The sequence below is a fragment of the Microvirga arabica genome (genome assembly GCF_016811235.1).
Taxonomy (GTDB): Bacteria; Pseudomonadota; Alphaproteobacteria; order Rhizobiales; family Beijerinckiaceae; genus Microvirga; species Microvirga arabica.
In genome coordinates, this window is the sequence record NZ_JAFBID010000083.1 from 1 (window position 1) to 25,711 (window position 25,711).

Consider the following 25,711-nt stretch of genomic DNA (forward strand, 5'->3'; position numbering starts at 1 on the left):
TCAGGACAGGTGTAGGCGTCCGCCTCAGCATCATAGCTGAAGTCAGATCGCGAGAAGGTGCCATCCTGGCGCTCGGATTTGTCGATCACGGGAACATGCGGCTCGATCTTCTGCTCCTCCACGAGCCAGTGCAGCATCTCGGCCGAGCCGTAGGCACTGTCAGCCGCCAGCCGCTCGGGCTTGAGGCCAAAGCGATCGGCTGCACGCCAGGAGGTCCTGCAGGGGGATGTCACATTACCTGAGTATAGCCGTTGACGGGGCCGACAAGGCCGGCTTTTGCACAGGCCAAGTCGCTGTTTTTCCTCGACACGGGATTTTTCGTTGACGAGTACAGAGCAGTATTCCCCGTTAATGTGACATCACCGCCCGGCCCGCTACGGCGCTACTGAGGGCGCGCGAGCCGACCGCTGCGCTTCCGTCGAGCTACACCACCTCATGGGGCTCAAGCCCCGTGCTGTGGGCTGATGCTCGACATCGCCGGCGGCTGCTCGTGACAAAAAGCGTCCGAGCTGCGTCACGTGGCCTAAGCCAAGGAGGTTGCCGCTGGAAGAACCTGCGGTCCTCATTCACACCGTTCGCGGAGGCCGAGATCCGGACGAATATTGGCACTTTGTCACCGAAGGCCTTATGAAACCGCTGAACCCTGACGACGTCTGGGCGCGCCTCGGCGAGTTCATCGACGCCAAGGATGAGCGCATTATCGTATCCTTCATGTCCTCTGAGGATGACGCTCGCCTCGTTCCTATTCGAGCCTGTTGACAAGAATGTGACCGCATGGTCACCTTGCATACCGACCATGCGAGTTCGCTGCTTTATGCGGCGGCTAACAGGATTGAGACGATGACGATCGGGGTAGCAGCTAGCGGTCAAAAGGCAGGTGCGGCAGTGCGGGCTGCGGTCCTGGGTGCCGAACTGCTTGGCCGTGGCGCCATTGGCGGGTTCGTGGTCTTTGCGATCCTTGATGAGAACCGACGTGTTCGGCATCGCGTAACCCAGCGAGGGGGCATTGAGGCCCTCAACTTACCCGAGACTTGGCTTGCGGCGCAGTCTGCGGCAGCCATATCAAGCGGACCAGACCGGCCGGAGCCGCTCGAGCAATTCTTGCCTGGCCTCGACAATATCGGACTCGTTACAGGCCACCGGCTTCCGAACACCCCCGGCGTCAACGATATCCCATTGAATCAGGCGGTCCTTGCCCGCTTAGCTGCTGGGCAAACGCCACAGGAGGCCATTACAGCTGTCCTTTGCGAGTTTCCGGAAGCCGACGCAGGAATGATTGCAATGAACGCTTGCGGAGAGATTGGTACCGGCAACAGCGCCCGTGTAATGCGGCGGTCTGATTGCGGCGGTGCCGAGCGGACATCCGGCGGGTCTAGTGTTGCGCTATTGCACAACTCCATATTCTCTCAAGGCCCCCTTGCCGAAAGGCTCATTGACCTCGCCTGGTCCTGTCTTACAGGGGAGTCAACGGATACCCGCCTGCTTTACTTGCATGACACGGTCCCCATTCATCTCTCCACTAATGATCGTGTTCACGTAAAGGATGATGGAACCATCACCGCCGTCGAGAGCGCAAACCTCCGCCTCCAATCAGCCAATCGTCGGACAACTGGTATCTATCTTGGAAGTGAGATTTGGCAGAGCGGACGATTGATCGGCAGAGCTATCACGGAGCTGTTCACGGAAACATCACCGGGGTGGCTTTGCAAGCCACCTGGCAGTCCGCCGCTTCCGCTCGTGATAGAGGCTTTCCGAAATGCCGGCAAAGCGGCCCACCCACCCCAATCACAAGCGATCAAAGGCGGATCACATTGAAACAGGCCATGTCCCGCCGTGAACGAACCGAACGGCAGATTCTGGACGCCCTTGAAGCACAGATCCGAGAGACCGGGATGGGCGGCGTGGGCGTCAATGCGATTGCCAACCGCGCCGGCGTCAGCAAAGAACTCATTTACCGTTACTTCGACGGCATGCCTGGACTGCTTCTTGCTTGGATGCAGGAGCAGGACTTTTGGACGAGCCACCACGACCTGCTCACCTCCGGAGAGTCGAGCCAGCAATCACCGGGAACGTTGGTTCTGTCGATGCTGAAGGCCCAGATCGAAGCCCTGGGAAAAAACGAGACGCTTCGAGAGGTCCGCCGGTGGGAACTCATTGAAGTTAATGAGGTGACCGCAAAGCTGGCGAACCGCCGTGAGAAAGCTGCCCGTGCCTTCATCGACCGCATCGATGGCCTGACTCCCAATATGGATGTGCCCGCGGTGGTGAGCATCATGCTTGCCGGAATTTTGTACCTGATGCTGCGATCGAAGACGGAAAGCCATTTCTTGGGGGTCCCGCTTCGTACGGAGGAGGGATGGCAACGGCTCTCGGCCGCGCTTGAACAAATCGTCCAGGCGTTCCCACCGGAGCTGAACGGGGATTCTCTGGCGGCCTTGGAATCCGGGCGTGAACCTAAGAAGCGCTCAAGCAAGGAACAATGACGCGATGAGACGGGCAGCTGATCTATTAATCGATACGCTAACTCTCCACGGCATCGATCGCGTGTTCTGTGTCCCTGGGGAAAGCTACCTGAGCGTGCTCGATGGGCTGGCCCAGCATCCTCATGTCGATGTTGTCACATGCCGTCATGAGAGTGGCGCGGGCTTTATGGCCCTAGCAGACGCGCGCCTGACAGGCCGCCCTGGCGTGGCGTTCGTGAGCCGAGGCCCAGGAGCAATGAATGCGGCGATCGCAGTGCATTCCGCTCAGCAGGACGCAGTCCCCTTGATCCTGTTCGTGGGACAGGTCGAGCGTGAGCATCGCCACATGGGTGCGTTCCAGGAGGTCGATTACGAGCGCGTCTTTGGGTCCATGGCTAAATGGGCAGTCGAGGTGGATCAGGCCGAACGCCTCCCCGACCTTGTGGCAACGGCCTTCCATGTAGCCCAAAGCGGTACGCCGGGGCCGGTGGTAATAGCGTTGCCGGAAGATATGCTCGAGGACCGGGTGGACCGCACTCCCGCCCAGCCGCTGTCCTTGCCTGTAGCCGGTCCTTCTGACGACATATTGTCGGGTGTTGCTTTACGGATCGCTGAGGCGCGCAAGCCACTGATCATTGCGGGCGGCCTCCTGAAGAACCCCGAAGGTCAGGCAGCTCTGCAGGATCTCGCCGAGGTATTTGGCATCCCGGTCGCGACTGCCGTCCGGCACGCCGACCTGCTCCCGAACACGCACCCACTCTATGCCGGACATCTTGCGTACGGGGCGCCAAAAGAACTGGCTGATGCGGTCGGTCAGGCCGACCTCGTCATCGCGGTCGGGACCCAGCTGGGGGATGTGACTACACAAGGCTTCCGGTTTCCCGCCGCGCCACTGCCTGCCCAGCCGGTCATCCAGGTCTGGCCTGACGCCACTGTGGTCGGCCGGATCCGCCATGTAGATCTAGGCGTGGTATGCGATCCGGCACGTTTCCTGCGGGGATTGCGTGTTCACGCTCCCCACTCGGTTCCGGAGCAGCGCGCTGAGTGGAGCCGGCATCTACATGCGGTTGCGGCCGGTCTCAGGCACAGAGATGGTCCAATGGACGCCAACGACGGGGTCGTTTTTGCCGCCGCCGTGCAGGCAGCCGACCGCGTTCTTGCCGATGACGCAATCATCACCATTGACTCGGGAAACTTCGGTGGATGGGTCCAGCGACTAATGCGCTTTGGTGGAGGGAGAACGATGCTCGCCCCGTCATCGGGCGCAATGGGATACGGCGTTCCGGCTGCGGTCGCGGCGAGCTTACGCCGGCCCGATCGCGACGTCGTCTGCTTCGTTGGCGACGGAGGGTTCCTCATGACAGGGAACGAGCTTGCGACTGCGATCCAAACCGGCGCACGCCCCGTCCTCGTCATTGCTGACAACGGCTCATACGGTACGATCCGGATGCACCAGGAAAAGCTCTTCCCCGCAAGAGTCAGCGCAACTGCCCTCGCAAATCCGGATTTTCCAAGGCTCGCCGAGACCTATGGTGCCCTGGGTATCCTGGTCGAACACAGCGATCAGGCCGCGGGTGCATTCCAGGAAGCCTTGGCCTCAAAGCGGCCAGCAGTGATCTCGATCAAGACAAGTCTTGAGCATATTTCCGCCGCGGCCACGATCTCTCAGCTGCGGAAGATTGCGTCATGAAGATCATAGTCATCGGGGCCGGCATCATTGGCTTGACGACGGCGTATTATCTGGCGCGGGATGGTCATTCAGTGACAGTCGTCGACAGCGGCGAGGGAGCCGGGCTGCGGACGAGCAAGGCAAATGGTGCACAGCTTAGCTATAGCTTCGTATCCCCGTTGGCTGATCCTGGCGTTTTGCCAAAGCTTCCGTCCTGGCTCCTCGACCGCAACTCACCTCTCAGCTTCCAGCTGAAGGCTGATCCCGACCAATGGCGATGGCTATTTGCATTCCTGAAAGCCTGCCGTGCAAGCAAGGCGCAACGTACGACCGCGGAGCTCGCGCAACTCGGAATGTACAGCCGCGAGCTGGTTCACGAGTTGGTGCGCCAGGAACGTCCCAGCTTTGGTTTCGAATCGTCAGGAAAGCTTCTCGTCTACCAGGACGCCAAGACCTTCGCAGCCGCTCAGGCTGGTATGGACTTTCAGGCATCCCTCGGATGCCGCCAAACGCTCCTGACGCCGAACGAATGTCTTATTCGCGAGCCTGCGCTCGAAGCCATTCGCGGCACCATCATCGGAGGAATCTTTACTCCGACCGAAGATGCCGGTGATTGCTTCCAACTCTGCGCCGAGTTGGAACGGATCATGAGCTCGGGAGCCACTCCTGTATCGTTCCGTTATCGGACTACGGTCGAGAAACTGCGGGTCGAGGGGTCGCGGATTGTGGGGCTCCAAACATCGCAAGGAGACATGGCGGCAGACGACTACGTCATCGCTAATGGCGTCGGAGCCCAAGGTCTCGCGAAACAGGTCGGCATCGATCCCTATGTTTACCCGCTTAAAGGCTACAGTCTCACATATGAGCTGGGTCCCGACAGCCTCGCGCCAACGACAAGCGTCAGCGACCTGAGAAACAAGGTGGTTTACGCTCGGCTCGGTACCCGCCTCCGGGTCGCCGGGATGGTCGACATTGGCGACACAACAGCGTCAATTGCGCCACACCGGATCGCATCCCTTCGGCAGAATGTGCAGACATTTCTTCCAAGCCTGAACGCGGTGGGAGAGCCGAAGGCTTGGGCCGGACTGCGGCCAGCGAGGCCAGACGGCAAGCCGATCATCGGACAAACCCACTTCCCGAACCTGTGGCTGAACGTCGGTCATGGCGCCCTCGGATTTACCCTGGCGGCAGGGAGTGCCGGCCTGCTGGCCGACCAGATTGCTGAACGACCGACCAGTATCCCAGCGGCGATCTTCGGATTGCCTCGTTCCCGGAGCCTATCTTCTGCAGGTGAGACAAGAACAAGCGCTCGAAGAAGCGCGGCTTGAACCACGTCCAGTGCCGAACGGCACGTTTAACAAAGAGGGATGTCTAATGTTAAGTAAAGTAAAACGAGCAGCTTGTTACAAGGCATTCGGAATTAGTGCGGCATTCTCCTTTGCCTCGCTGGTCACAATTCCCGCCCACGCGCAGACCATAACGGCCGTAATGCAATCCGGCCTACGAGTCATGGACCCCGTGGTCAGTACAGCGTTCATCACCCGCGATCATGGCTACATGATCTACGACACCCTACTGGGAATGAACGAGAAATTCGAGATCAAGCCTCAGATGGCGGAGAAGTGGGAGGTCGCGGAGGATCAGAAGACTTATACCTTCACCTTGCGCGACGGACTAAAGTGGCACGACGGTGCGCCCGTCACGTCGGAGGATTGCGTCGCATCCCTCAAGCGCTGGGCGCAGCAGGACTCCACGGGCCAGGTCCTGATGACCATGGTCTCCGACATTGCTGTTGTCGACGGCAAGTCCTTCAAGGTCGTCCTCAAAGAGCCGACGTCGCTACTCCTGGAGAGCCTTGCAAAGCTGAGCTCGCGTCCTGCCTTCATGATGCCGAAACGGATCGCCGAGACGCCCGCCTCGGAATCGATCAAGGAATTTATCGGGTCGGGTCCGTTCAAGTTTGTGGCGTCCGAGTTCAAGCCAGGGCTCAAAGTCGTCTATGACAAGAACAAGGACTATGTCCCTCGCTCTGAGCCGGCCAGCTGGACGGCAGGCGGCAAGGTCGTGAACGTCGACCGCGTTCAGTGGGCGGCCATGCCTGACCAGATGACGCCGGTGAACGCTCTCATGAACGGGGAGATCGATTTCATCCAGCAGGTACCATTCGATCTGCTTCCGATGCTCGAGAACAACAACGACGTGAATGTCGAGGTGCTGGATAAGCTAGGAAACTGGACATATTACCGGTTCAACCACCTGCATCCTCCATTCAATAATAAGCTACTACGCCAAGCTGCGATGCACGCCGTTGGGCAAGACGACGTACTCAAGGCGCTGGTCGGGAATCCGAAGTACGCGAAGACCTGCGCGGCCGTCTTCGGTTGCGATACGCCATACGCCGATACGTATGGGAAGGATGTCGTCATTCCCTCCAACATCGACAAGGCGAAACAACTCCTGAAGGAGGCAAACTACGACGGAACGCCGATCGTGGTTCTGCAACCCACAGATCTGGCCATGGTCGCACCACAGCCGATCGTGATCGCTTCTGCGCTCCGGAAGGCCGGTTTCAAGGTCGATCTCAAGACGATGGACTGGCAATCGGTTGTAACCCAACAGGGCAACCAGAAGTCACCGTCCGAAGGCGGCTGGAACATCTTCTCCACCTACAGCACCCTTGCCACCAGCGGGAATCCCTTCGGCAACACGACGGTGGCCGCTAACGGCACTAAGGCTTGGGCCGGTTGGCCGGAAGTTCCAGAGATTGAGAAGCTGCGTCTGGAATTCGCTCGCGCAACTGATGAGACCAAACGCAAGGAAATCACGGCTCAGATTCAGAAGCTCGCCATTGACGAGGGTGTTGTTGGCCCACTCGGTCAGTTCTCTGTTCCGGCGGCTTACAGCAAGAAGCTGACCGGCGTCTTGGCCTCTCCGATCACGGTGTTCTGGAACATCAAGAAGTCGGACAAGTGATCCTATTTGAGGTCGGCTCTGCGAGCAGAGCTGAACGGATGGTTGTGAGGGCCAGAATGCTCTCACAACCTACCTGAGCGATCCCTCTTTCCGAGATCATACCCAAGAGGGTGATGAAGCGAGAAAAGCCATGTTGCCTTACATCGCGCGACGCCTCCTAGCGACTGTGCCAGTGATGGTGATGGTTGCAGTTGTCGTCTTTGCCATTTTGCGTCTGACTCCGGGCGATCCAGCAGCCATTATTGCTGGAGACGATGCCACCGCCGAGCAGTTGGACAAGATCCGGCAAACCATGGGACTCGACAAGCCGATATACCTGCAGTTGGTGCAGTGGCTTGCGCGACTGATGCAGGGAGACCTGGGAGTCTCACTTCTCTCCGGAACTCCCGTGCTAAGCATGATTGGTGACCGCATGGGTCCCTCGCTTGCCCTGGCGCTGGGAACAATCGTGGTTACAGTCATCATCGCCATACCCCTCGGCATTATTGCCGCATGGAGGCAAGGCAAACTGTTGGATCGCGCCATCATGACCCTGTCAGTCCTCGGCTTCTCGGTTCCAACCTTTGTGGTCGGGTACCTGTTGATTTACTCCCTGTCAATCAAATTGGGCTGGTTCCCGGTCCAAGGCTACAAGCCACTGTCGGAGGGTTTCTGGCCCTTCGCACAGCGTCTCGTACTGCCTGTTCTTGCCTTGAGTGGTGTTTATGTTGCGCTGATCGCCCGTATAACGCGCAGCAGCATCATTGAAGTTATGGGCGAGGACTTCATCCGGACAGCTCGTTCGAAGGGAGCTACAGAGCGCGTGGTTCTGATGCGGCACGCTTTGCGCAACGCGGCCGTGCCGATTGTTACGATTATCGGCATCGGGATAGCTTCGCTGATCAGCGGTGTTGTCGTGACGGAGTCGGTTTTCAACCTGCCTGGACTGGGCCGATTAGTCGTCGAGGCTGTGCTGGCGCGCGACTACCCGGTCATTCAGGGCCTGATCCTGCTCTTCTCGTTCATCTACATCCTCATCAACCTGCTGGTTGATCTGCTGTACCCCGTCTTCGACCCGCGTATCCGCTACTGAGGTGCGTCATGCAAGCAATCGTCAACCCACTTCCTGGAGAGAGCAGCGGGCAGGCTTCAGGAGAACTGCCTAGCACTGTTTCGGCGCCCCAAACAGCTAGTGTGCTCAAACAGTTGGTTGGAACGCTCAAAAGTGGCCCCGTCCTCGTTGCCTTTGTGATCCTCTGCGTCGTCATTCTGGCGGCACTCTCCGCACCCCTTCTCGGTACAAATGACCCGGTCGCAATCGATCCGGGATCCCGGCTGCGGGGCATCTCACCAGAGCACTGGCTTGGGACCGACGCCTATGGGCGAGATACCTATTCCAGGGTCGTCTATGGGGCACGGGTTTCCCTGATCGTTGGCGCCGGGGCGACGATCATGTGCATCCTGCTCGGTCTCCTGATCGGGGTCGTCGCCGGATACTTTCGAGCCGCGGATGCCATCATCATGCGAGTGATGGACGGGATCATGGCGATTCCCAGCATCCTGCTTGCCATTGCGCTCGTCTCGCTCACCGGCGGAAGCATTCTGACTGTTCTGGTCGCGATTACGGTTCCCGAGGTCCCTCGGGTTGTAAGACTTGTCCGGAGCGTAATTCTGTCAGTCCGGTCTGAGCCTTATGTCGAAGCGGCGATATCACTCGGAACGCCGGCGCCGACCTTACTGGTCCGTCACATGGTTCCCAACACAATCGCCCCCCTGATCGTTCAGGGTACGTACGTGTTTGCCGCGGCAATTCTCATCGAGGCGACCTTGAGTTTTCTTGGAGCCGGGCTCCCCCCAGAAATCCCGTCCTGGGGCAACATGATGTCGGAGGGCCGGATGTACTTCCAGCTCCTCCCTGGCCTCATCCTTTATCCGGGCATTGTTCTGGCGGCGACCCTCCTGAGCGTGAACGTTTTGGGTGACGTCGTACGAGACGTGCTCGATCCCAAAATGGCGAAAAAATCATGATCGGCTCCGCTTCTCACCCCAGAAAGCCCGGTCCGAGCTCCGAGCTCCGAGCACCAGTACTGGAAATCGACAACCTCGCTGTCCAGGTCGTCGGCGAACCGCCGGTTCGACACATCCTTGAGGATATCAGTTTTAATATCAGACCCGGCGAGATGCTTTGTGTCGTGGGAGAGTCGGGATCGGGCAAATCCGTCACGTCCCTTGCGGTTATGGGGCTCCTGCCCCCAGGATCTCTGCGAACGAGCACCGGACGTATTCTTGTAGAGGGAGAGGACGTCCTAAAAGCAAGCCAGGCGCGATTACGCGAACTGCGGGCTACCCGGATGGCCATGATATTCCAGGAGCCGATGACGGCCCTCAATCCGGTGGAGAAGGTAGGGGAGCAGATCGACGAGGTCCTCAGAATACACACCAAGCTCAGCAGGGCAGAGCGCCGGGCCAAGATCTTGGAAATGCTCGACGCGGTTCATATGCCGGACGTTGAGCGAATCTACGACTCATACCCGCACCAGCTCTCGGGCGGGCAGCGGCAGCGCGTCGTGATTTCGATGGCCCTGATCCTCGAGCCCAAGATACTGATTGCCGACGAACCGACGACGGCTCTCGACGTCACGACCCAAAAACAGATCCTGGCGCTCATCCGTGAGTTACAGAAGAAGCACAACACGGCGGTTCTGTTCATCACACACGACTTCGGAGTAGTTGCCGAGATCGCTGATCGTATCGTGGTGATGAACAAGGGGCGGGTCGTTGAGGTCGGGTCGCGTGACGACATCCTGGCATATCCACGGGAGCCGTACACGCGCATGCTCGTTTCATCTGTGCCCAGCCTTGTTCCAAAGCAACGAGCGGCGCTGAAGTCCGACATCGTTTTGGACCTGAAGGAACTGAGCAAGACTTACGCGGGCCGAGGGTTCTTCGGACGGGGACGTTCAATCGCAGCAGCCCAGGGTGTCAGCTTGTCGGTCAGGAAGGGCGAGATCGTCGGCATTGTAGGGGAGTCCGGCTCCGGCAAGTCAACAGTGGCGCGATGTGTGGTCCGGCTGCAGGACCCCACATCAGGCAACATACTCGTCCATGGCGACGATATAGCGAAAGCCACCGGAAGCCAGCTGCGGCCGATGCGCCGCCGGGTTCAGATCGTGTTCCAGGATCCGTACCGGTCACTGAACCCGCGCAGGAGAGTCGGGGACTCGGTCATCGAAGGACTAATAAACTTCGGCCAACGACGGGATGAGGCCTTGAACAGGGCTCGGGAGTTGCTCGGCCTCGTAGGGTTAAGTGCTGATGCGATGGAACGGTATCCACACCAGTTCTCGGGTGGTCAGCGGCAGCGTATCTGCATTGCCCGCGCCCTGGCCCTGGATCCAGACATCCTTGTGGCCGACGAGGCGGTGTCCGCTCTCGACGTGTCGGTTCAGGCCCAGGTCCTGAAACTTCTGGATGAGATCCGGGAGAGGATCGGGATAGCCGTTCTGTTCATCACCCACGACCTGCGCGTTGCCGCACAGATCTGCGATACCATAGTGGTCATGCAACATGGACGAGTCGTTGAGGCCGGGTCAGCGGCCGAGGTTCTGACGGCACCCAGGCAGGATTACACCCGTGCACTGATCGAAGCTGCACCAGGCCGGGACTGGGACTTTCAGAACTTCCGACCTCTGTGATCTGCCCACATCACATCACAAGACGACATTGTTCCAAGTGTGCGCAACGAAGGGGGAATTATGACCGAGCACTATGACGTGATTATTCGCAATGCTTCGATAGTCGACGGCACCGGGGCCGATCGCTTTGAAGGCCATGTGGCGATCAAGGGGGATCGTATTGCCTCTATCGGCGCGATAGGAGACGCGACCGCTGAGACAGTCCTCGATGCAACAGGCCTCGTAGTCGCGCCCGGCTTTATCGACGCGCACACGCACGACGACCGGCTTCTGTTGTCCGATCCCGACATGGCACCCAAGGTGAGCCAGGGGGTGACAACTGTCGTAGGGGGCAATTGCGGGATTTCCCTCGCACCGATGCCGCGTCCCATTCCTGACCCGGTTACACCTCCCCTGAACCTTCTTGATGAGGGCGGCCGGTGGTATCGCTTCCCGACCTTTGCGGCTTATGTAACCGAGCTTGAGGAGCGCCCAGCCGCGACCAATTGTGCCTTGCTCGTCGGCCACTCGACCTTGCGCGTCGCGACAATGGATGATCTCACCCAACCCGCGAGTCCTGAACAGATTGCCGCCATGCGAGTGATGGTGGTCGAGGCCTTGGAGGCAGGGGCAATCGGCGTCTCTACGGGACTCGCCTATGCTCCCGCAATCGGATCCCCCACCGAGGAGGTGATTGAGATCTGCGAGCCGCTGCGGGAGCACGGGGGGCTCTACTGCACGCACATGCGCGACGAGGGAGATATGGTCGTCGAGTCGCTGAACGAAACCTTCCGGATCGGGCGGGATGTCGGGGTGCCGGTTGTGATCTCGCATCACAAAGTAGTCGGGGCGAGGAACTTTGGGCGCTCTGTGGAAACCCTCAAGCTCATCGAGTGCCAAATGGCCACCCAGGAGATCTGCCTCGACTGCTATCCCTATGCGGCGTCGTCCACAATTCTTGCTCCCCATCTGGCGGCAAATGCCACGCGTGTTACCGTAACTTGGTCCAAGAGCCTGCCAGAGTTCGCAGGATGGGATCTGACGGACATCATCGAGAAGCTCGGTGGATCGCAAGAGGAGGTGATCCAACGCCTCCTGCCGGCCGGAGCCGTCTACTATCGCATGGATGAAGGCGACGTAGAACGTATCCTGGCTTTCGACCAGACGATGATCGGGTCGGATGGGTTGCCTCATGATGAAAAACCGCACCCACGGCTTTGGGGCACCTTCCCACGGGTGCTGGGGCATTACAGCCGAAAGCGCCGTCTTTTCTCGCTCGAAACTGCGATCCACAAAATGACCGGGCTGACCGCCAGGAATTTTGGCCTGCCTGATAGAGGAGTCATTCGGGAGGGTGCGTTTGCAGATCTGGTGATCTTAGATCCCGAAACGGTCGATGAGGTCGCAACCTATGATCGCCCGATCGCTGCTTCGCGTGGAATTGAAACTGTCCTTGTGAACGGCAAGGTCGTGTGGGCCAACGGGAAGCCAAGCGGAGAACGCCCGGGTCGAGTTCTTCGACGGCAGGCGTGAAATGCAAACTGTCAAGCCGACCGATGACGACTCTCCTGAATGGACGCGCCGACCCCACACGAAGCCAATGAGGAGAAGCACGTGGCGGCTCATCTGCTCATACGTGCTATGGATAGTCGGTCCTGGTGGGTCGCTTACGATATTATAGCCTTGTCGCAACTTTCTTTCATTGAACAGGCTCTCATCCAACCGGCAATTGACAGCCTCTGTCGCGAAATGCCCTGACGTCTCCGACGTCTACACCAAAGCTGGAGAACAAATCGTGCCGCATCACAATCGTTTCTACATTGATGGCCAATGGGTTTCGCCCGCAGAGCACGACGTTATTGATGTGATCAATCCTGCTACTGAAGAGCCAGTAGCAACCATTGCGGCGGGCAGAGCAGCCGACGTCGACCGGGCTGTGGCCGCCGCAAGACACGCATTCAAAACCTACTCTCAAACCAGCCGTGACGAGCGACTCGAGATACTAGGTCGGATCGTCACGGCCTACCAAAGGCGCACGGATGATCTGGCGGAGGCGATTTCCACCGAAATGGGCGCTCCCCTTAGTCTTGCGCGCGAGCGGCATGTGCCGGCAGGCCTTGGTCACATCACCCGCGCCACCGAGGTTCTGAAAACCTACGCCTTCGACCAAACCGTTAATGCTACCGTGATTACCCGCGAACCCATCGGCGTCGTCGGTCTGATCACCCCGTGGAACTGGCCTCTGAACCAGATCGGCTGCAAGGTCGGCCCAGCCCTTGCAGCGGGATGCACCATGGTGCTCAAGCCGAGCGAAATCGCGCCGCTCTCAGCTCTTATTTTCGCTGAGATCCTCGACGAAGCGGGCGTGCCTCCCGGGGTCTTCAACCTCGTCAATGGTGATGGCCCGCATGTCGGCCAGGCTCTCGCAAGCCACCCCGGCGTCGACATGGTGTCCTTCACAGGCTCGACCCGAGCCGGCATCTTGGTTGCAAAGGCGGCGGCGGACACGGTCAAGCGCGTCCACCAAGAACTGGGCGGGAAGTCCCCCAACATCCTGTTGGACGATGCTGATTTCGTGGCCGCCGTCACCCATGGCACTCAGGTGTGCTTTGCCAACAGCGGCCAATCCTGCAATGCACCAACCCGCCTCCTCGTCCCGGTTGACCGGCAGGAGGAAGTGATCGCACTTGCACGCCGCGTTGCTGAAGAAACGATAGTAGGTGATCCGAGAGCCGCTTCGACCACCATCGGACCAGTAGTGAGCCGGATACAGTTCGAACGCATCCAGGCTCTCATTGAAGCAGGCATCAAGGAAGGCGCGACCTTGGTTGCCGGTGGCTTAGGCCGTCCTGAAGGGTTAAACCGGGGCTACTACGTGCGGCCTACGGTCTTTGCTAATGTATGCAACGACATGCACATTGCGAAGGAAGAGATCTTTGGACCCGTTTTGAGCATCATGCCCTACGAGGACGAGGAAGATGCGATCCAAATCGCCAATGACACCATTTACGGCCTCTCAAGCTACGTGACTTCAGGCGACATCGAGCGATCCCGCCGCATCGCCCGCCAGATCCGGGCGGGTATGGTGCATCTGAACGGCTCGCGCGGCGACACTGCAGCTGCATTCGGGGGCTACAAGCAATCAGGCAACGGCCGTGAGTGGGGACAGTTTGGTTTTGAGGAGTTCCTCGAGATCAAGTCTATGTTCGGTTATATGCCTCAATCAGCCTAGCGCTACTTTGGAAGGTATGGGGAACCGGGCGAGGCCTGACCCATTCTTCCGCTGAGAGAGTTCCGATAAGGGGTTGTCGACGCTGACGGCTGTTAACAAGCCAGTCTCTTGAAACGGAAAACCCGCCGTAAGGCGGGTTTTATTCGGGTGCTCGCCAAAATACCTTAACCGACCGTCAGTCGATATAGATATGACCTGACTGGGTGGAACTGGACCAAGTTGATTGAGAGAATTGACCTGGAACTAAGGAGCCGCCCATGCCGAAGAAGAGGTTCAGCTCGGAGCAGATCATCGCGAAGTTGCGCCAGATCGAGGTGCATCTCGCTCAAGGCAAGAGTACCGCACTCGCCTGCAAGGAGGCTGGTATCTCCAAGCAGAGCTCAGGGATGAGTGCCTCAAGCTGGAAATCTTCTACAGCCTGAAAGAGGCTCAGGTCGTGATCGGCGCCTGGCGCGATCAATACAACCGCGTGCGACCTCACTCAGCGTTGGGGTACCGGCCGCCTGCACCCGTCACACTGGAGGCCATCACACAACAGCTACCCACAGCCACAATCATGCAGTAGCCTCTCAATGCGCCTGGTCCAAAAACCCGGTCAGGTCAAGTCTGTTGTGCATGAAGGATGGCTCGTCCTAAAGTTCCGGGTTGAAGAATATTCGAGCCTTTGCCAACATCAGTAAAACTGCGCCCTTAGAGGCTTGAAGAACATGACATATCAATCGGGTGTCGGCGAGCTGGCGCTCCTACGGCCCTAAGATATAAGGGGGAATAGAGAAAATGGTGAAATGCGTTCTTGTCGCAGAGTTTATGCACGAGACGAACACGTTCAGTGTTCAGCTAACCGATGAGAGCGCATTTAGGAACTGCAGCTACTATCAGGATGAAGACATCATCCCCGCCTTTCGAGGAACGCGTACGTCGATCGGTGCCGCGTTCGAAGCCGCCGAAAAGTTCCAATGGAAGCTCGTTCATCCCATCGCCGCTTCTGCCAATCCATCCGGTCGCGTCACCGATAACTGTTTCGAAACGATCACGAAGCTCATCCTTGATGCCTGTGATGACGTGGACGGGATCCTGCTTCACCTCCATGGGTCCATGTCCACGCAGAGCCATGATGATGGGGAGGGCGAGTTGCTGGCCCGCATCCGCTCACGGGCCGGCGCCCGCGTCCCGATTGTCGCGGTTCTCGACCTGCATGCGACCGTCACGCAGCGCATGGCCGACAATTCCAATGCGCTTATTTCTTATCGGACTTATCCTCACATTGATCAATACGAGCGCACGTGGCAGGCTGCCGAACTCCTAGAAAGGGCAATGACAGGAGAGGTGACGCCGAAGGTGGCGCTGGCCCGCCGGCCTATTCTGTACGCCCTAGACGGGGGCCGCACGACATCACCACCCATGGTGGAACTGCTGCGCCGCGGTGATCAGATTGAAGCCGCAGGACAGGCCCTCGTGATCAGTGTTCAGGCCGGCTTTTCGTCTGCCGATGTTCATGATATCGGCCCCTCCATTGCCGTTACAGGCAATGATCTGCCCTCGGCACAGGCCATTGCCGAAGAACTTATGGACTATGCTTGGGAGCAGCGGACGTTCTCGTCCATCCATTTTACGCCGCTGGATGAGGCCATCGCAAAGGCAAAAGCTGGGACCGGCTCGAGCAGGCCTCTCGTCATTTCCGACTACTCCGACAATCCGGGCTCAGGAGCCTATGGAGACGCTACCAATCTGCTGAAAGCAGTGCTTGATGCCGATCTTCAGAACGTTGGCTTTCATGCCATCCACGATCCCGAGGCCGTTCTGCAGGCACAGGCCGCGGGTGTGGGCAATCGCGTGACATTGCTGCTCGGTGGCAAAACCGATCCGAGTATGGGCGGCGGACCGATTGAGGTCACGGGCCATGTTGTGGCCATTACGGATGGCAGCTTCATTGCCTATGGGCCCATGGGCGGCGGAGCGCGGCGCAATTATGGCCTCAGCCTTCTCCTGCGTGTCGGCGGAGTCGAGATCATCGTGATCAGCCACAACGGTCAGGCCAATGATCTCGGGCAGTTCACGTCACTAGGTGTAGACCCGACGCGAAAGTCGACTCTGATCGTGAAGTCGATGCAGCACTTCCGGGCCGCGTTTGAGCCGATTGCCCGAGAGGTTGTCGAAGTCGACACGGGCGCTCTATCAACGAGGAACTTCAAGGAACGGCCCTATCGCAAGATCAGACGCCCGATCTGGCCCCTGGATGCAATTTGATCGTCCGATCAAGACTATGAGCGGAATGGGGATCTGCCTCAGAAAGCGCATCAAGCTCCCCGATCGGAGAGATTATTGTGTTTCCGATAGTTGATATTGACTTGCAGAACGTTCCTAATTGGTCTGTTCGCCATGAGGGTGTGGTTGAGGTGAGTGCTATATGGAAACTGGGCCAAGGCTCAAGATGCACTGCAAGTCCTGAGGTTCGCGAATCCTGTGTTGCGAGCGTCAGGTTGGAGTCTTGAATGATTTCTTTTGTCCTGCGACGCCTTCTGCAGATGGTTCCGATCATTCTGGCCATCGCCGCCGTCATCTTTCTGATGTTCAGCGTGATTCCTGGTACCTTCGTATCGAGCATGAATGACGACGGCCGTAGCGTCATGGACGCTGAAGTCGCGGCTAGAATGAACAAAGAGTTCGGGCTGGACGATCCGGTATACGTTCGCTTCGGAAAGTACGTAGGCCAGCTTGCGACGCTTGATCTCGGAACCTCGTTCCGGACGCGCCAGCCGGTTACGACCGTTCTGGCAGACCGAATGTGGCCAACCGCGCAGCTTGCCTTCGCTTCCATGCTGTTCGCCATCGTCTTCGGGGTCCCGCTCGGCTTCATCGCCGCTCTGCGGCCGGGAAGCTGGATCGATACGATCTCAATGATCAGCGCCGTGTCGGGTCTGTCGCTCCCGAAATTCTGGCTCGGCCTGATGCTGATGTACGTCTTTGCCCTTGTGCTCGGCTGGCTGCCAAGCTTCGGCTATGGGGACGGCAGCATACGCTATCTGATTCTCCCGTCGATTGCGCTCGGCGTTGCACCAATGGCACTGCTAGCTCGCACAACACGTGCTGCGGTGCTCGAAATCATGAATGCCGATTTTGTACGAACCGCCCGCGCCAAGGGGATGAGCGAGGCTCGCATGGTACAATGGCACCTGACGCGGAACGCTTCCGTCATCGTCCTCACCACCATCGGCCTGCAGTTCGGCACCGTCATTGGGCAGGCCGTAGTAGTCGAGAAGCTCTTCGCCTGGCCAGGACTGGGATCCTTGCTCGTCGACAGCGTCACATTGAGGGACATCCCTGTCGTGCAAGGGGCAATCCTGGTGATCGTCCTCTTCTTTCTCCTGATCAACACCCTCGTCGATGTCGTCTGCGCGATAATCGACCCGCGCATCAAGTACACCTGAAGGGACGACATGAAGATCAGAGCCAATCTCCTGATCGGAGGATTTCTCCTCGCAACTGTGGTGATTGCAGGAACCCTTGCGCCCTGGCTTGCTCATACCGATCCGGTCATGGATGCGGACCTGCTCTATGCGGAGGAGCCGCCGGGAGCCGCGTTCTGGTTTGGCACGGATGCGCAGGGGCGCGATATCTACAGCCGAGTGCTCTACGGGGCTCGGATTTCGCTCACCGTCGGGATCATCTCGCAGCTCATCAACACGGTTATCGGGGTCTGCCTCGGGGTGTCCGCCGGATATTGGGGCGGCTGGTGGGATGATTTCGTGAGTGGCTTGACCAACATGATGCTGGCCATTCCGTCTCTTATCTTTGCCCTCGCAATCATGGCGATTCTCAATCCAGGGCTGACCAGTCTGCTGATTGCGCTCGGCCTCACCAACTGGTCTTTCACCTGCCGCCTTGCCCGCGCCTCGACCCTATCCCTGAAAAGTCAGGGATACGTCCAGGCAGCGAAGGTTCTGGGCTACAGCGACGTGCGCATCATGCTGACGCAGCTTCTGCCCAACATGCTCGGCCCCATCATCGTCATCGGCACTCTCGGGATGGGCGGCGCTGTTCTTGCCGAGGCTGCTCTTTCCTTTCTTGGTCTCGGCATCCGCCCGCCGTTCCCGAGCTGGGGTAGCATGCTGTCCGATGCGCGGGATCAGATCACCACGGCACCATGGATTTCGATCTTCCCCGGCCTTGCAATCTTCGTCACGGTTCTGGGCTTGAACCTGCTCGGCGACGGCCTTCGCGACATTCTTGATCCTCAATCGCGGAGCCGACGGGCATGACAGGACAGGCGCTTCTTGAGGTAGAGGGTCTCCGTATCGATCTGTCCGTCAACGGCCGGAGGTATCCGGCGGTGCAGGACGTCTCGTTCAGCATCAGGCGCGGAGAGACGTTCGGTCTGGTGGGAGAGTCCGGATGCGGGAAGAGCATCACCGCTCTTGCCCTGATCGGTCTGCTGAGAAATCCCCTCAGCATTGGAGGCGGCAGCATCCGGTTCCACGGACAGGAATTGCTGGACCTGTCGCCGGGCGGGATGCGCAAGCTGCGGGGCAGCCGAATCTCGATGATCTTTCAGGAGCCGATGACGGCCCTCAATCCGCTGTCGCCGGTCGGGCGACAGATTGCCGAGATGTTCGTGCTTCACAAGGGTGCGAACTGGAGGGAGGCGGAGCGCCAGGCGGTGGAGGCCCTCGCAAGGGTCCGGGTGCCCGCACCGGAGCGGCGCGTGAAGGATTATCCGCACCAGCTCTCGGGCGGCATGCGACAGCGCGTCATGATCGCCATGGCGCTGGCTTGCGGACCCGATCTCCTGTTGGCGGACGAGCCGACGACAGCGCTCGACGTGACGGTCCAAGCCGAGATCCTCGACCTGATCCAGGAGCTTTCCGCAGCTCAGGGGACCGCGGTCCTCATGATCAGCCACGATCTCGGGCTTATCGCCAACATGTGCCAGAACGTCGGAGTCATGTATGCAGGTCGCTTGATCGAGCAGCGCGCCGCCGATAGCATTTTCCTGACTCCGAGGCATCCCTATACGCAGGGGCTCGTCGCCTCGCTCCCGCTTCTAGGTGCTCGCTCCAAGTTTGGCCGCAAGAAGCTTAAGGAGATCGAGGGAGTTGTGCCCCCTGTCGTTGCTTTTCCCCCCGGCTGCCGGTTCAATCCCCGCTGCCATGCCGCGACCGATCTCTGTCGAGCCGAGGATCCTGTTGTGACGCCGCTGCCCGAAAGCGGTCTCGTACGGTGCCATTATCATGACTGACACTTCCAACGATCCGATCCTGAAGGTCGAAAACCTCGTGGTTCATTTTCCGGTCGGACGAGGTCTCCTCGGAGGATCGCGGCGGTTCGTGCATGCAGTGGACGGGATCGACCTTGAATTGAAGCGAGGTGAATGCCTTGGTCTCGTCGGCGAGTCGGGCTGCGGCAAGTCGACTTTGGCACTCTCCATCCTCGGCCTGCAGGCGCCAACCCGTGGCCGTGTGATTGTTGATGGGCACGAGGTCGGCACGGCGGGGAGGGACCGGAAGAATAGGGCGCGGATCACGCAGATGGTATTCCAGGACCCATACTCCTCGCTCAACCCGCGTCAGACGGTGCGGAAGACGCTCGAGACTCCCCTGCGCCTGCACGGCATCACGGCAAGGAGCGAGATCGACGGGAGGATCGGCGACATGCTGGCGCGCGTCGGCCTGCGGCCAGAGGCTGCAGAACGCTATCCGCATGAGTTTTCCGGCGGTCAGCGACAGCGGATCGGAATTGCGCGTGCCCTGATCCTTGAGCCGAAGATCGTCGTACTGGATGAGCCCGTTTCCGCACTGGATGTCTCCATTCGAGCCCAGATCATCAACCTGCTTCTCGAACTCAAGGAGACGCTTGGTCTCTCCTATATCATGATTAGCCATGATCTCGGCGTGGTCGAGCACATGAGTGACCGGGTAGCCGTGATGTATCTCGGCCGCATCGTCGAAAGCGGCCCATGGAACACAATTTTCACGCAGCCCGGGCATCCCTACACACGGGCGCTCATCGCGGCGATTCCCGATCCGTTCAAACGGAGCAGCGGCACCAAGATCACCGGCGAGATCCCGAACCCGCTCAGTCCACCGACAGGTTGCGGCTTTCACCCTCGATGCCCGGAGGCGCGGGACATCTGCCGCACGCCCCCAGCGCCGGCCCTCAAAAATCGGGGAGGGGAGCACCACGTCCGGTGCCGGAGAGTCGACGAGATTGCCATGACGGACGGGTTGGCAACGGCCGTGGGTTAAGCGGAAAATCACTCCTAGAGCCGCAGAGCTGATCTTGGAGCACGTTGCGGCGAAGTGGATCCGGTTCGCCGTCAATAACGCGGAGAAGAACAGAAGAGGGCTGTTTCCATCAAAATGGATCAGTTTTACGCTGCAAGTTCTGTGCAGCCGTTTCAGCGAGTGCCTTCATGAATGCTCAGCCTCCGCATCCAGGTCTCAGTCTCGGGGCCACGGGCGCGCACCGTCCGACGCTGCTGGGTACCCGGCATATGGCCGTGTCCGGGCACTATGCAGCCTCACATGCCGCCTTCGCCATTCTCGAAGCAGGAGGCAATGCCGTGGATGCCGGGGTTGCCGCTGGTATCGTTCTGGCTGTGGTTCAGTGCGATCTGGTTAACTTTGCCGGCGTCGCACCGATCATCTTGTATGACAGCAAGACTGCATCGGTTCACACGATAGCAGGACTGGGGCCATGGCCTCGGCGCACGGATGTGCAGGTGTTTCGACACGAGTACGGCGGCAGAATCCCACACGGGATCCTCCGCAGCGTCGTTCCCGGAGCGCCGTCAGCCTGGATCACGGCTCTGCGGCGCTTCGGAACTATGAGCTTCGGCGAAGTCGCATCCACGGCCATTAGGCTCGCCTGCAACGGTTTCCCGATGTACCCGTTGCTCGCCGATATGATTGCCCTTCATGAGAATGACTACAGGCGCTGGCCGTCGAATGCGTCCGTCTTCTTGCCGCAGGGGCGTCCTCCTCGGACGGGGGAGATTTTCGTCCAGCGGGACCTTGCAGGAACGCTTCAGTATCTTGCCGATGAAGAGCGCTCAGCTTCGTCGCGCGGCCGCGATGCGGGGTTGGAGGCCGCGCATGCGGCATTCTACCAGGGTGATATCGCGGCTACCATCGATCGTTTTTTCCGGCAGGAGGGGGGCTGGCTGCAGGCCGACGATCTGAAGGAGTTCACTGCACCGGTCGAGCCTGCAGTCACGGGCTCCTTTGCAGGCATCGATCTGCATGTCTGCGGACCTTGGACACAGGGACCGGTGCTTTTGCAAGCCCTTGGTCTGCTCGATCCCGGCGATCTCCGCCGGTTGGAGCACAATTCCCCGCAATACATCCATACCGTGGTGGAGGCGCTCAAGCTGTCCTTTGCTGACCGGGAGCGCTATTACGGGGATCCGCAGGCGATCCATGTGCCTCTCGGGATGTTGCTCTCGGATGAGAACCGAACGACCCGGCGTTCGATGATCGATCCTGACCAGGCCGCTCCTGGCCTGCCGGTCCCGTCAGGCTCTGGTACGCATTTCCAGGATTCGGCTGCTGCATCCGGACAGCCGGGACCCCCGGGCGATACGTCATTCGTCTGTGTCGTGGATCGTCATGGCAATGCATTTGCCGCGACACCTAGTGATACATCCTATGACTCCGTCATGGTGCCCGGCACCGGGCTGTGCCCTTCCTCACGCGGCTCTCAAGGATACACGGATCCGGCCCATCCCGGGTACATCATGCCCGGTCGGCGCCCGCGCCTCACGTGCAATCCGGCTCTTGCGATCAAGCAAGGCAAGTGGATCATGCCGTTTGGAACACCGGGCGGCGACGTGCAGTGTCAGGCCATGCTGCAGGTCATCCTCAACCGCGTCATCTTCGGACACGACCTACAGGTTGCCGTCGAAGCCCCGCGCTTTGCCACATACAGCTTTCCGAACTCGTTCGATCCGCACGATTATTTCCCGGCCCGATTGGCTCTTGAGGGGCGTTTTCCCACATCGGTCGGAAACGATCTGCGGGCCAGGGGGCACGACGTTCATTCCTGGCCGGACTGGACATGGCTGGCGGGGGCAGTCTGCGCCGCGTCGACGGATCTCTCCACCGGAGTTCATGCTGGAGCCGCGGACCCCCGGCGGGCCTCCTATGCGGTTGGATGGTAGCTGACCGGGGCGCCTGCTCGGTCGTGCGCCGTGTCCAAATAAATCATCCCGGCATCTTTGGAAGATGCCGGGATGAAACTCAGCTCAACCGTGCTGGGCTGCCGACGTTATTTGGCAGCGGGTGAGGTTTCGTCCACCCACAGATCCTCATAGTTCTGGAACGCAAGCTCCGTTGCATTCGGCTGCAACCCTTTGAGCCAGGGCTGGTAAGCCATGACGGCCTTGTTGTAGTTGAAGAACCACATGGGAGCCTCTTCCTGAATGAGTGCATTCGCTTTCTTCAGATGCTCGATCCTCATGCCTGGATCGCGCTCGTCTCCCGCTTGGTCCAGCAACTTGTCGACTTCTGCGTTCTTGAATGCGGTATAATTGCAGGCCGACTGAGGAGTGGCCGAGTGGAAGCACTTCAGCGATCCAAGCGGATCAGGGCCGGACGTATTCGACCAGATATAGGCCTGATAATCTCCCTTGCTGACGATGCCTGCAAGAACGGATCCCTCCACAGGCTTGATCTTCGCCTTGATCCCAACTTTCTCAAGCATCGGAATGACAGCCTCGACAATGGGGACGCCCCAGCTCTCGTTTGGCGTCGCCGTCCACTCGAACTCGAAGCCGCCGGAGTAGCCTGCATCAGCAAGCAGCTTCTTCGCCTTTTCCGGATCGTAAGCATACGGCTTCAAGGACTTGTCGTACGCCGGTGACGAAAGGGGAAGCCAGCTCGTGGCCCGGTAAGCCTTGTTCTTATTGAGACGCTTGATGATGAGATCCGCATCGATGGCGTGATTGATCGCCTGTCGGACGCGCTTATCGGCGAAGGGCTTGAAATCGGGATTCATGCCCATGATCCGGGTATAGACCTCCGGCACCTCGAGAAGGCCTTTCGAGAGTTCAGGATCGGCCTGGTAGGCGACATATTGCGCCGGACCCAAGATCGAGACGTCGATTTCCTTGTTGCGGAAAGCAACGTCGCGAGCCGATGCCTCACCCATGGTCGAGATCACGATCCTGTTGGCGTGAGGCTTGCCCAGCTTGTAGAACTTCTCCCAGCGCTCGGCGACAAGCCGGGATCCGGGAACATGCTCGACGAACTTGAAAGGTCCAAGTCCGATCGGCTTGATCACGAAGGATTCCTTGGCCGCCTCGTCGGCAGGATAGATGGATGTTGCCGCCGTCCTGAGATAAAAGCCGGGATCGACCCGCTCCGTGAGAGTTATCTGCAAGGTGTGGTCGTCGATCTTCTTGAGACCTGAAATTTCCTTGGCTTGTCCCTTCTCGACCTCGACGGCTCCCTTGATGATGCGGACGAAGCGCGCCCCCGGATATGCCTTGGCGCCATCCATGATGCGCGTGAACGACCAGACGATATCGTCGGCGGTCATCTTGCGGCCGTGGTGGAAATAGGCGTCGTCACGCAGCTTGTAGGTGTAGGTCAGTCCGTCCTCGGAGACATCCACCGATTTGGCGAGTTCCAGAACCGGTTGGTTGTTGCTGGCATCCCAATTGTAGAGCGAGCGATGAATCGCCTTGGCATAGATCTCGTCCTGAGCGCGGTGCGATGTGTGAATGTCAAGGCTTGAAAAGCTTGAACCATAGGGTGCCGTGAAGCGGATTGTGCCACCGTTGCGTGGTGTTTCAGCGTAAGAGTGAGTGCTGACTGCCAGAGCAAGTGCAGTTGAGATAGCTAGTTTCGCGAGCAAATCAAATCCTCCCAGATTTCCAAAGCCGCAAGCGCAACAGGGGTCTTCGCTCGCAGAATGACTGCACACCAGTTGTCACGGCCGTTAGCACCGAAGCGCTCCCCTTGTGTTTCTTTGACAGCTGGAAGATCCTGAACCTCGGATCACCCATCGAACCGTAAGGCCCTCAACCTGACTGTCAAGCTGTAGCTCCTGCCGGTGGAACTCAGGGAAAGGGTAGAGCCAAAAGGTGTCAGCTGGGGTGCAACTCTTTGAGATTGGACTACCTAAGAATGGCTCCGAAGGGCTGAAAATGGTTACAGCTGAGAGAAGTGTCAGATGCGCCAGTGGAGCCGACTCAGGCGCTGATGCAGACTTAAGTCATGGAGAAGCCGGCTTGGAAGGTGTTGCCGACTTAATCCGATGAGACCGCCTCGAGATGATAAACTCCGACCTAGTCCGTACACAATCAACCTAGGACTGCAACGTGAGCGTGTATGGCGCTGGTGAACGGCCGGTAATGGCCGGGGCTGACCTTAGCCAAAGGTCTGCGTTCGGGCCGAAAGCAGACCTGTACACAGCCATGCTGTACGGCTGAGTTTGATTGGACGACAACTTTCAGTTCCAGCTACCTTGAAGAAACGTGATAGGGTTCGCGGCAATGCGGCTGCGCTGGACTGTTTCGATGGAGCTGCGGCATGAGTGAACAGTGGCTATACCAGTTGCGGCTCTACCTGGCTGATGAGCTTGCCGAAGCTGCGCGACGCGATGCAGGCGCTCCGGTACTCGGACCACTGCCTCAGATCCTGGAAAAGCACAACGCGACCATGAAATGCCAGCTCGATGCATTCTCTGACTATGTCGCCCAAGCTGAGGCGGATGGGGTTGAGGGCTACCCACTTTATGAATGGACCAAGGCGACTATCGAGGATCCTACAAAGAAGGCAAAGCATCTCAGGTCGTTTGCTGTCCACGTCAAAGGCCAAGAGGTGTATCCGCAGGAAGAAGCTGATGCCCTTGAGGCCGATTTACAACCCATGGTCGACGGCACACGGATCACACGTTTGTCCCGGCACGACACAAACCCTGCCAGTAATCCTCAGGTGCCGGAGCGCTTTCGCAAGCCTCAAGCGTAGCTGATCTCCAGCCTCAGTGGGCGTTCGGGTTGATCTGGAGCGATAGGGTTGCCCAACGGAGTTAAACCGAACTGTGTGGCCGGCCCCGGCATTTACTCTATCGGCAGTTTGGCTGGGTCGGCTGGGTAGACTGATCATGCGGCCTGGGTAAATTCCCGAATGATCCGTGACACGGTAAAAAGGCCAGCACGAGATCGAAGGGGCGGAAATGGCAATTCGGTTTCTCAGACACGTGATCGGTGTCGGCCTCCTGGTCGCCGGGTTGCTTTTGGGCCCGGGAATCTCCGTCCAGGCGACCTCTCCTAACATGCCGCACTATCCGTGGGACCTGCGCAAGAAGATGCCCGTTCACTACCAGGCATACCTGAAGATCCTGCCGGCCGGGTTGAAGCGCACGCCTTGGTTTGGCCGGTTTGATGGGACCGGCATGCCAGTTGAGCAGGTGGTGGTGGACAGCAAGGTGTACTTTGCGGGCGCGATCTGCAAACCGCATAACTGCGCTGACAATTACCTCACCTTCCTGGTCGCGGCTGATGGATCGCGTGCCGTAGCGATGGCCAAGGCGAGGGAGACAGGCGGCCAGATCGTGGAGCTCGGACATCCGACAACAGCTGAGCGTCAGCTCATGGCGAAGGAGTTTCAGGATTAAGCCCTCGGCGAAGACCTGCTCAACAGCTCCTAAATCCCGGACCGATAGACGATGTCGCCTCCGACGATTGTCATCAAGGCCTTGGTATCGCGGATCGCCTGTGGCG

General features: G+C 59.0%; 21 protein-coding genes and 2 pseudogenes. 21 read left to right on the top strand and 2 right to left on the bottom strand.

The genetic code is table 11. The annotated features are described in order from the left end of the window. Positions 1-206: pseudogene (locus tag JQC81_RS26900) on the bottom strand (IS5/IS1182 family transposase); the annotation flags it as partial. A 421-nt stretch (positions 207-627) separates the two neighbouring features. On the opposite strand from JQC81_RS26900, the gene JQC81_RS33995 reads away from it, so the two are divergent. The 19 genes and pseudogenes from JQC81_RS33995 to JQC81_RS26985 all read left to right on the top strand — a co-directional run bounded on the left by JQC81_RS33995 (position 628) and on the right by JQC81_RS26985 (position 22,144). Beyond that, complete coding sequence (locus JQC81_RS33995; protein WP_281400422.1) at positions 628-759, top strand: hypothetical protein; 132 nt, start codon at positions 628-630, stop codon at positions 757-759. 81 nt (positions 760-840) lie between these two features. Then, positions 841-1,815 carry a DUF6963 family protein gene (locus JQC81_RS34505; RefSeq protein WP_376772461.1) on the top strand — a complete coding sequence of 325 codons (975 nt, stop codon included), beginning with the start codon at positions 841-843 and terminating at the stop codon, positions 1,813-1,815. Positions 1,816-1,823: 8 nt separating this feature from the next. Continuing rightward, the gene (locus tag JQC81_RS26905) at positions 1,824-2,483 is read left to right on the top strand and encodes a TetR/AcrR family transcriptional regulator (protein WP_203274867.1); all 660 of its coding nucleotides are present in this window, start codon (positions 1,824-1,826) and stop codon (positions 2,481-2,483) included. A gap of 4 nt (positions 2,484-2,487) precedes the next feature. After that, positions 2,488-4,152, top strand: a complete 1,665-nt coding sequence (locus JQC81_RS26910; protein WP_203274868.1) for a thiamine pyrophosphate-dependent enzyme — start codon at positions 2,488-2,490, stop codon at positions 4,150-4,152. Beyond that, on the top strand, positions 4,149-5,459 hold the full coding sequence (locus JQC81_RS26915; RefSeq protein ID WP_203274869.1) for a D-amino acid dehydrogenase: 1,311 nt from the start codon (positions 4,149-4,151) through the stop codon (positions 5,457-5,459). Before JQC81_RS26910 ends, JQC81_RS26915 begins: the two co-directional genes overlap by 4 nt. Before the next feature lie 46 nt (positions 5,460-5,505). Further along, a complete protein-coding gene (locus tag JQC81_RS26920; RefSeq protein WP_203274885.1) occupies positions 5,506-7,104 on the top strand; it encodes an ABC transporter substrate-binding protein in 1,599 nt (532 codons plus the stop codon). Between the two features lie 130 nt (positions 7,105-7,234). Continuing rightward, on the top strand, positions 7,235-8,176 hold the full coding sequence (locus JQC81_RS26925; protein ID WP_203274870.1) for an ABC transporter permease: 942 nt from the start codon (positions 7,235-7,237) through the stop codon (positions 8,174-8,176). 101 nt (positions 8,177-8,277) lie between these two features. Beyond that, complete coding sequence (locus JQC81_RS26930) at positions 8,278-9,111, top strand: ABC transporter permease (RefSeq protein ID WP_312887590.1); 834 nt, start codon at positions 8,278-8,280, stop codon at positions 9,109-9,111. Next, on the top strand, positions 9,108-10,778 hold the full coding sequence (locus JQC81_RS26935) for an ABC transporter ATP-binding protein (protein WP_203274872.1): 1,671 nt from the start codon (positions 9,108-9,110) through the stop codon (positions 10,776-10,778). Before JQC81_RS26930 ends, JQC81_RS26935 begins: the two co-directional genes overlap by 4 nt. A 60-nt stretch (positions 10,779-10,838) precedes the next feature. Next, the gene (locus JQC81_RS26940; protein WP_203274873.1) at positions 10,839-12,290 is read left to right on the top strand and encodes an N-acyl-D-amino-acid deacylase family protein; all 1,452 of its coding nucleotides are present in this window, start codon (positions 10,839-10,841) and stop codon (positions 12,288-12,290) included. A 262-nt stretch (positions 12,291-12,552) separates the two neighbouring features. Then, entirely contained in the window at positions 12,553-13,989 is a 1,437-nt protein-coding gene (locus JQC81_RS26945) for an aldehyde dehydrogenase family protein (protein ID WP_203274874.1), read from the top strand. 257 nt (positions 13,990-14,246) lie between these two features. Next, positions 14,247-14,411, top strand: a complete 165-nt coding sequence (locus JQC81_RS26950) for a hypothetical protein (protein ID WP_203274875.1) — start codon at positions 14,247-14,249, stop codon at positions 14,409-14,411. Further along, positions 14,366-14,554: pseudogene (locus tag JQC81_RS26955) on the top strand (integrase core domain-containing protein); the annotation flags it as partial. The gene JQC81_RS26950 and the pseudogene JQC81_RS26955, both read left to right, overlap by 46 nt. 242 nt (positions 14,555-14,796) lie before the next feature. After that, the gene (locus JQC81_RS26960; RefSeq protein WP_203274876.1) at positions 14,797-16,236 is read left to right on the top strand and encodes a M81 family metallopeptidase; all 1,440 of its coding nucleotides are present in this window, start codon (positions 14,797-14,799) and stop codon (positions 16,234-16,236) included. 245 nt (positions 16,237-16,481) lie between these two features. Next, positions 16,482-17,417, top strand: a complete 936-nt coding sequence (locus tag JQC81_RS26965; RefSeq protein ID WP_203274877.1) for an ABC transporter permease — start codon at positions 16,482-16,484, stop codon at positions 17,415-17,417. Positions 17,418-17,426: 9 nt separating this feature from the next. After that, positions 17,427-18,248 (top strand): ABC transporter permease, encoded by an 822-nt coding sequence (locus JQC81_RS26970; protein WP_203274878.1) that lies wholly within the window; start codon positions 17,427-17,429, stop codon positions 18,246-18,248. Next, on the top strand, positions 18,245-19,225 hold the full coding sequence (locus tag JQC81_RS26975; protein ID WP_203274879.1) for an ABC transporter ATP-binding protein: 981 nt from the start codon (positions 18,245-18,247) through the stop codon (positions 19,223-19,225). The genes JQC81_RS26970 and JQC81_RS26975 overlap by 4 nt, the downstream gene beginning before the upstream one ends. After that, positions 19,218-20,231, top strand: coding sequence for an ABC transporter ATP-binding protein (locus JQC81_RS26980; protein ID WP_203274880.1), 1,014 nt, complete (start codon positions 19,218-19,220; stop codon positions 20,229-20,231). The genes JQC81_RS26975 and JQC81_RS26980 overlap by 8 nt, the downstream gene beginning before the upstream one ends. A gap of 167 nt (positions 20,232-20,398) precedes the next feature. Continuing rightward, complete coding sequence (locus JQC81_RS26985; protein ID WP_203274881.1) at positions 20,399-22,144, top strand: gamma-glutamyltransferase family protein; 1,746 nt, start codon at positions 20,399-20,401, stop codon at positions 22,142-22,144. Positions 22,145-22,251: 107 nt separating this feature from the next. Here the strand turns inward: JQC81_RS26985 and JQC81_RS26990 are convergent, their stop codons facing one another. After that, positions 22,252-23,841, bottom strand: a complete 1,590-nt coding sequence (locus tag JQC81_RS26990) for an ABC transporter substrate-binding protein (protein WP_203274882.1) — start codon at positions 23,839-23,841, stop codon at positions 22,252-22,254. A gap of 677 nt (positions 23,842-24,518) precedes the next feature. On the opposite strand from JQC81_RS26990, the gene JQC81_RS26995 reads away from it, so the two are divergent. Further along, positions 24,519-24,956, top strand: a complete 438-nt coding sequence (locus tag JQC81_RS26995; protein ID WP_203274883.1) for a hypothetical protein — start codon at positions 24,519-24,521, stop codon at positions 24,954-24,956. A 208-nt stretch (positions 24,957-25,164) separates the two neighbouring features. After that, the gene (locus tag JQC81_RS27000) at positions 25,165-25,605 is read left to right on the top strand and encodes an Ivy family c-type lysozyme inhibitor (protein WP_203274884.1); all 441 of its coding nucleotides are present in this window, start codon (positions 25,165-25,167) and stop codon (positions 25,603-25,605) included. Positions 25,606-25,711: the final 106 nt, after the last annotated feature.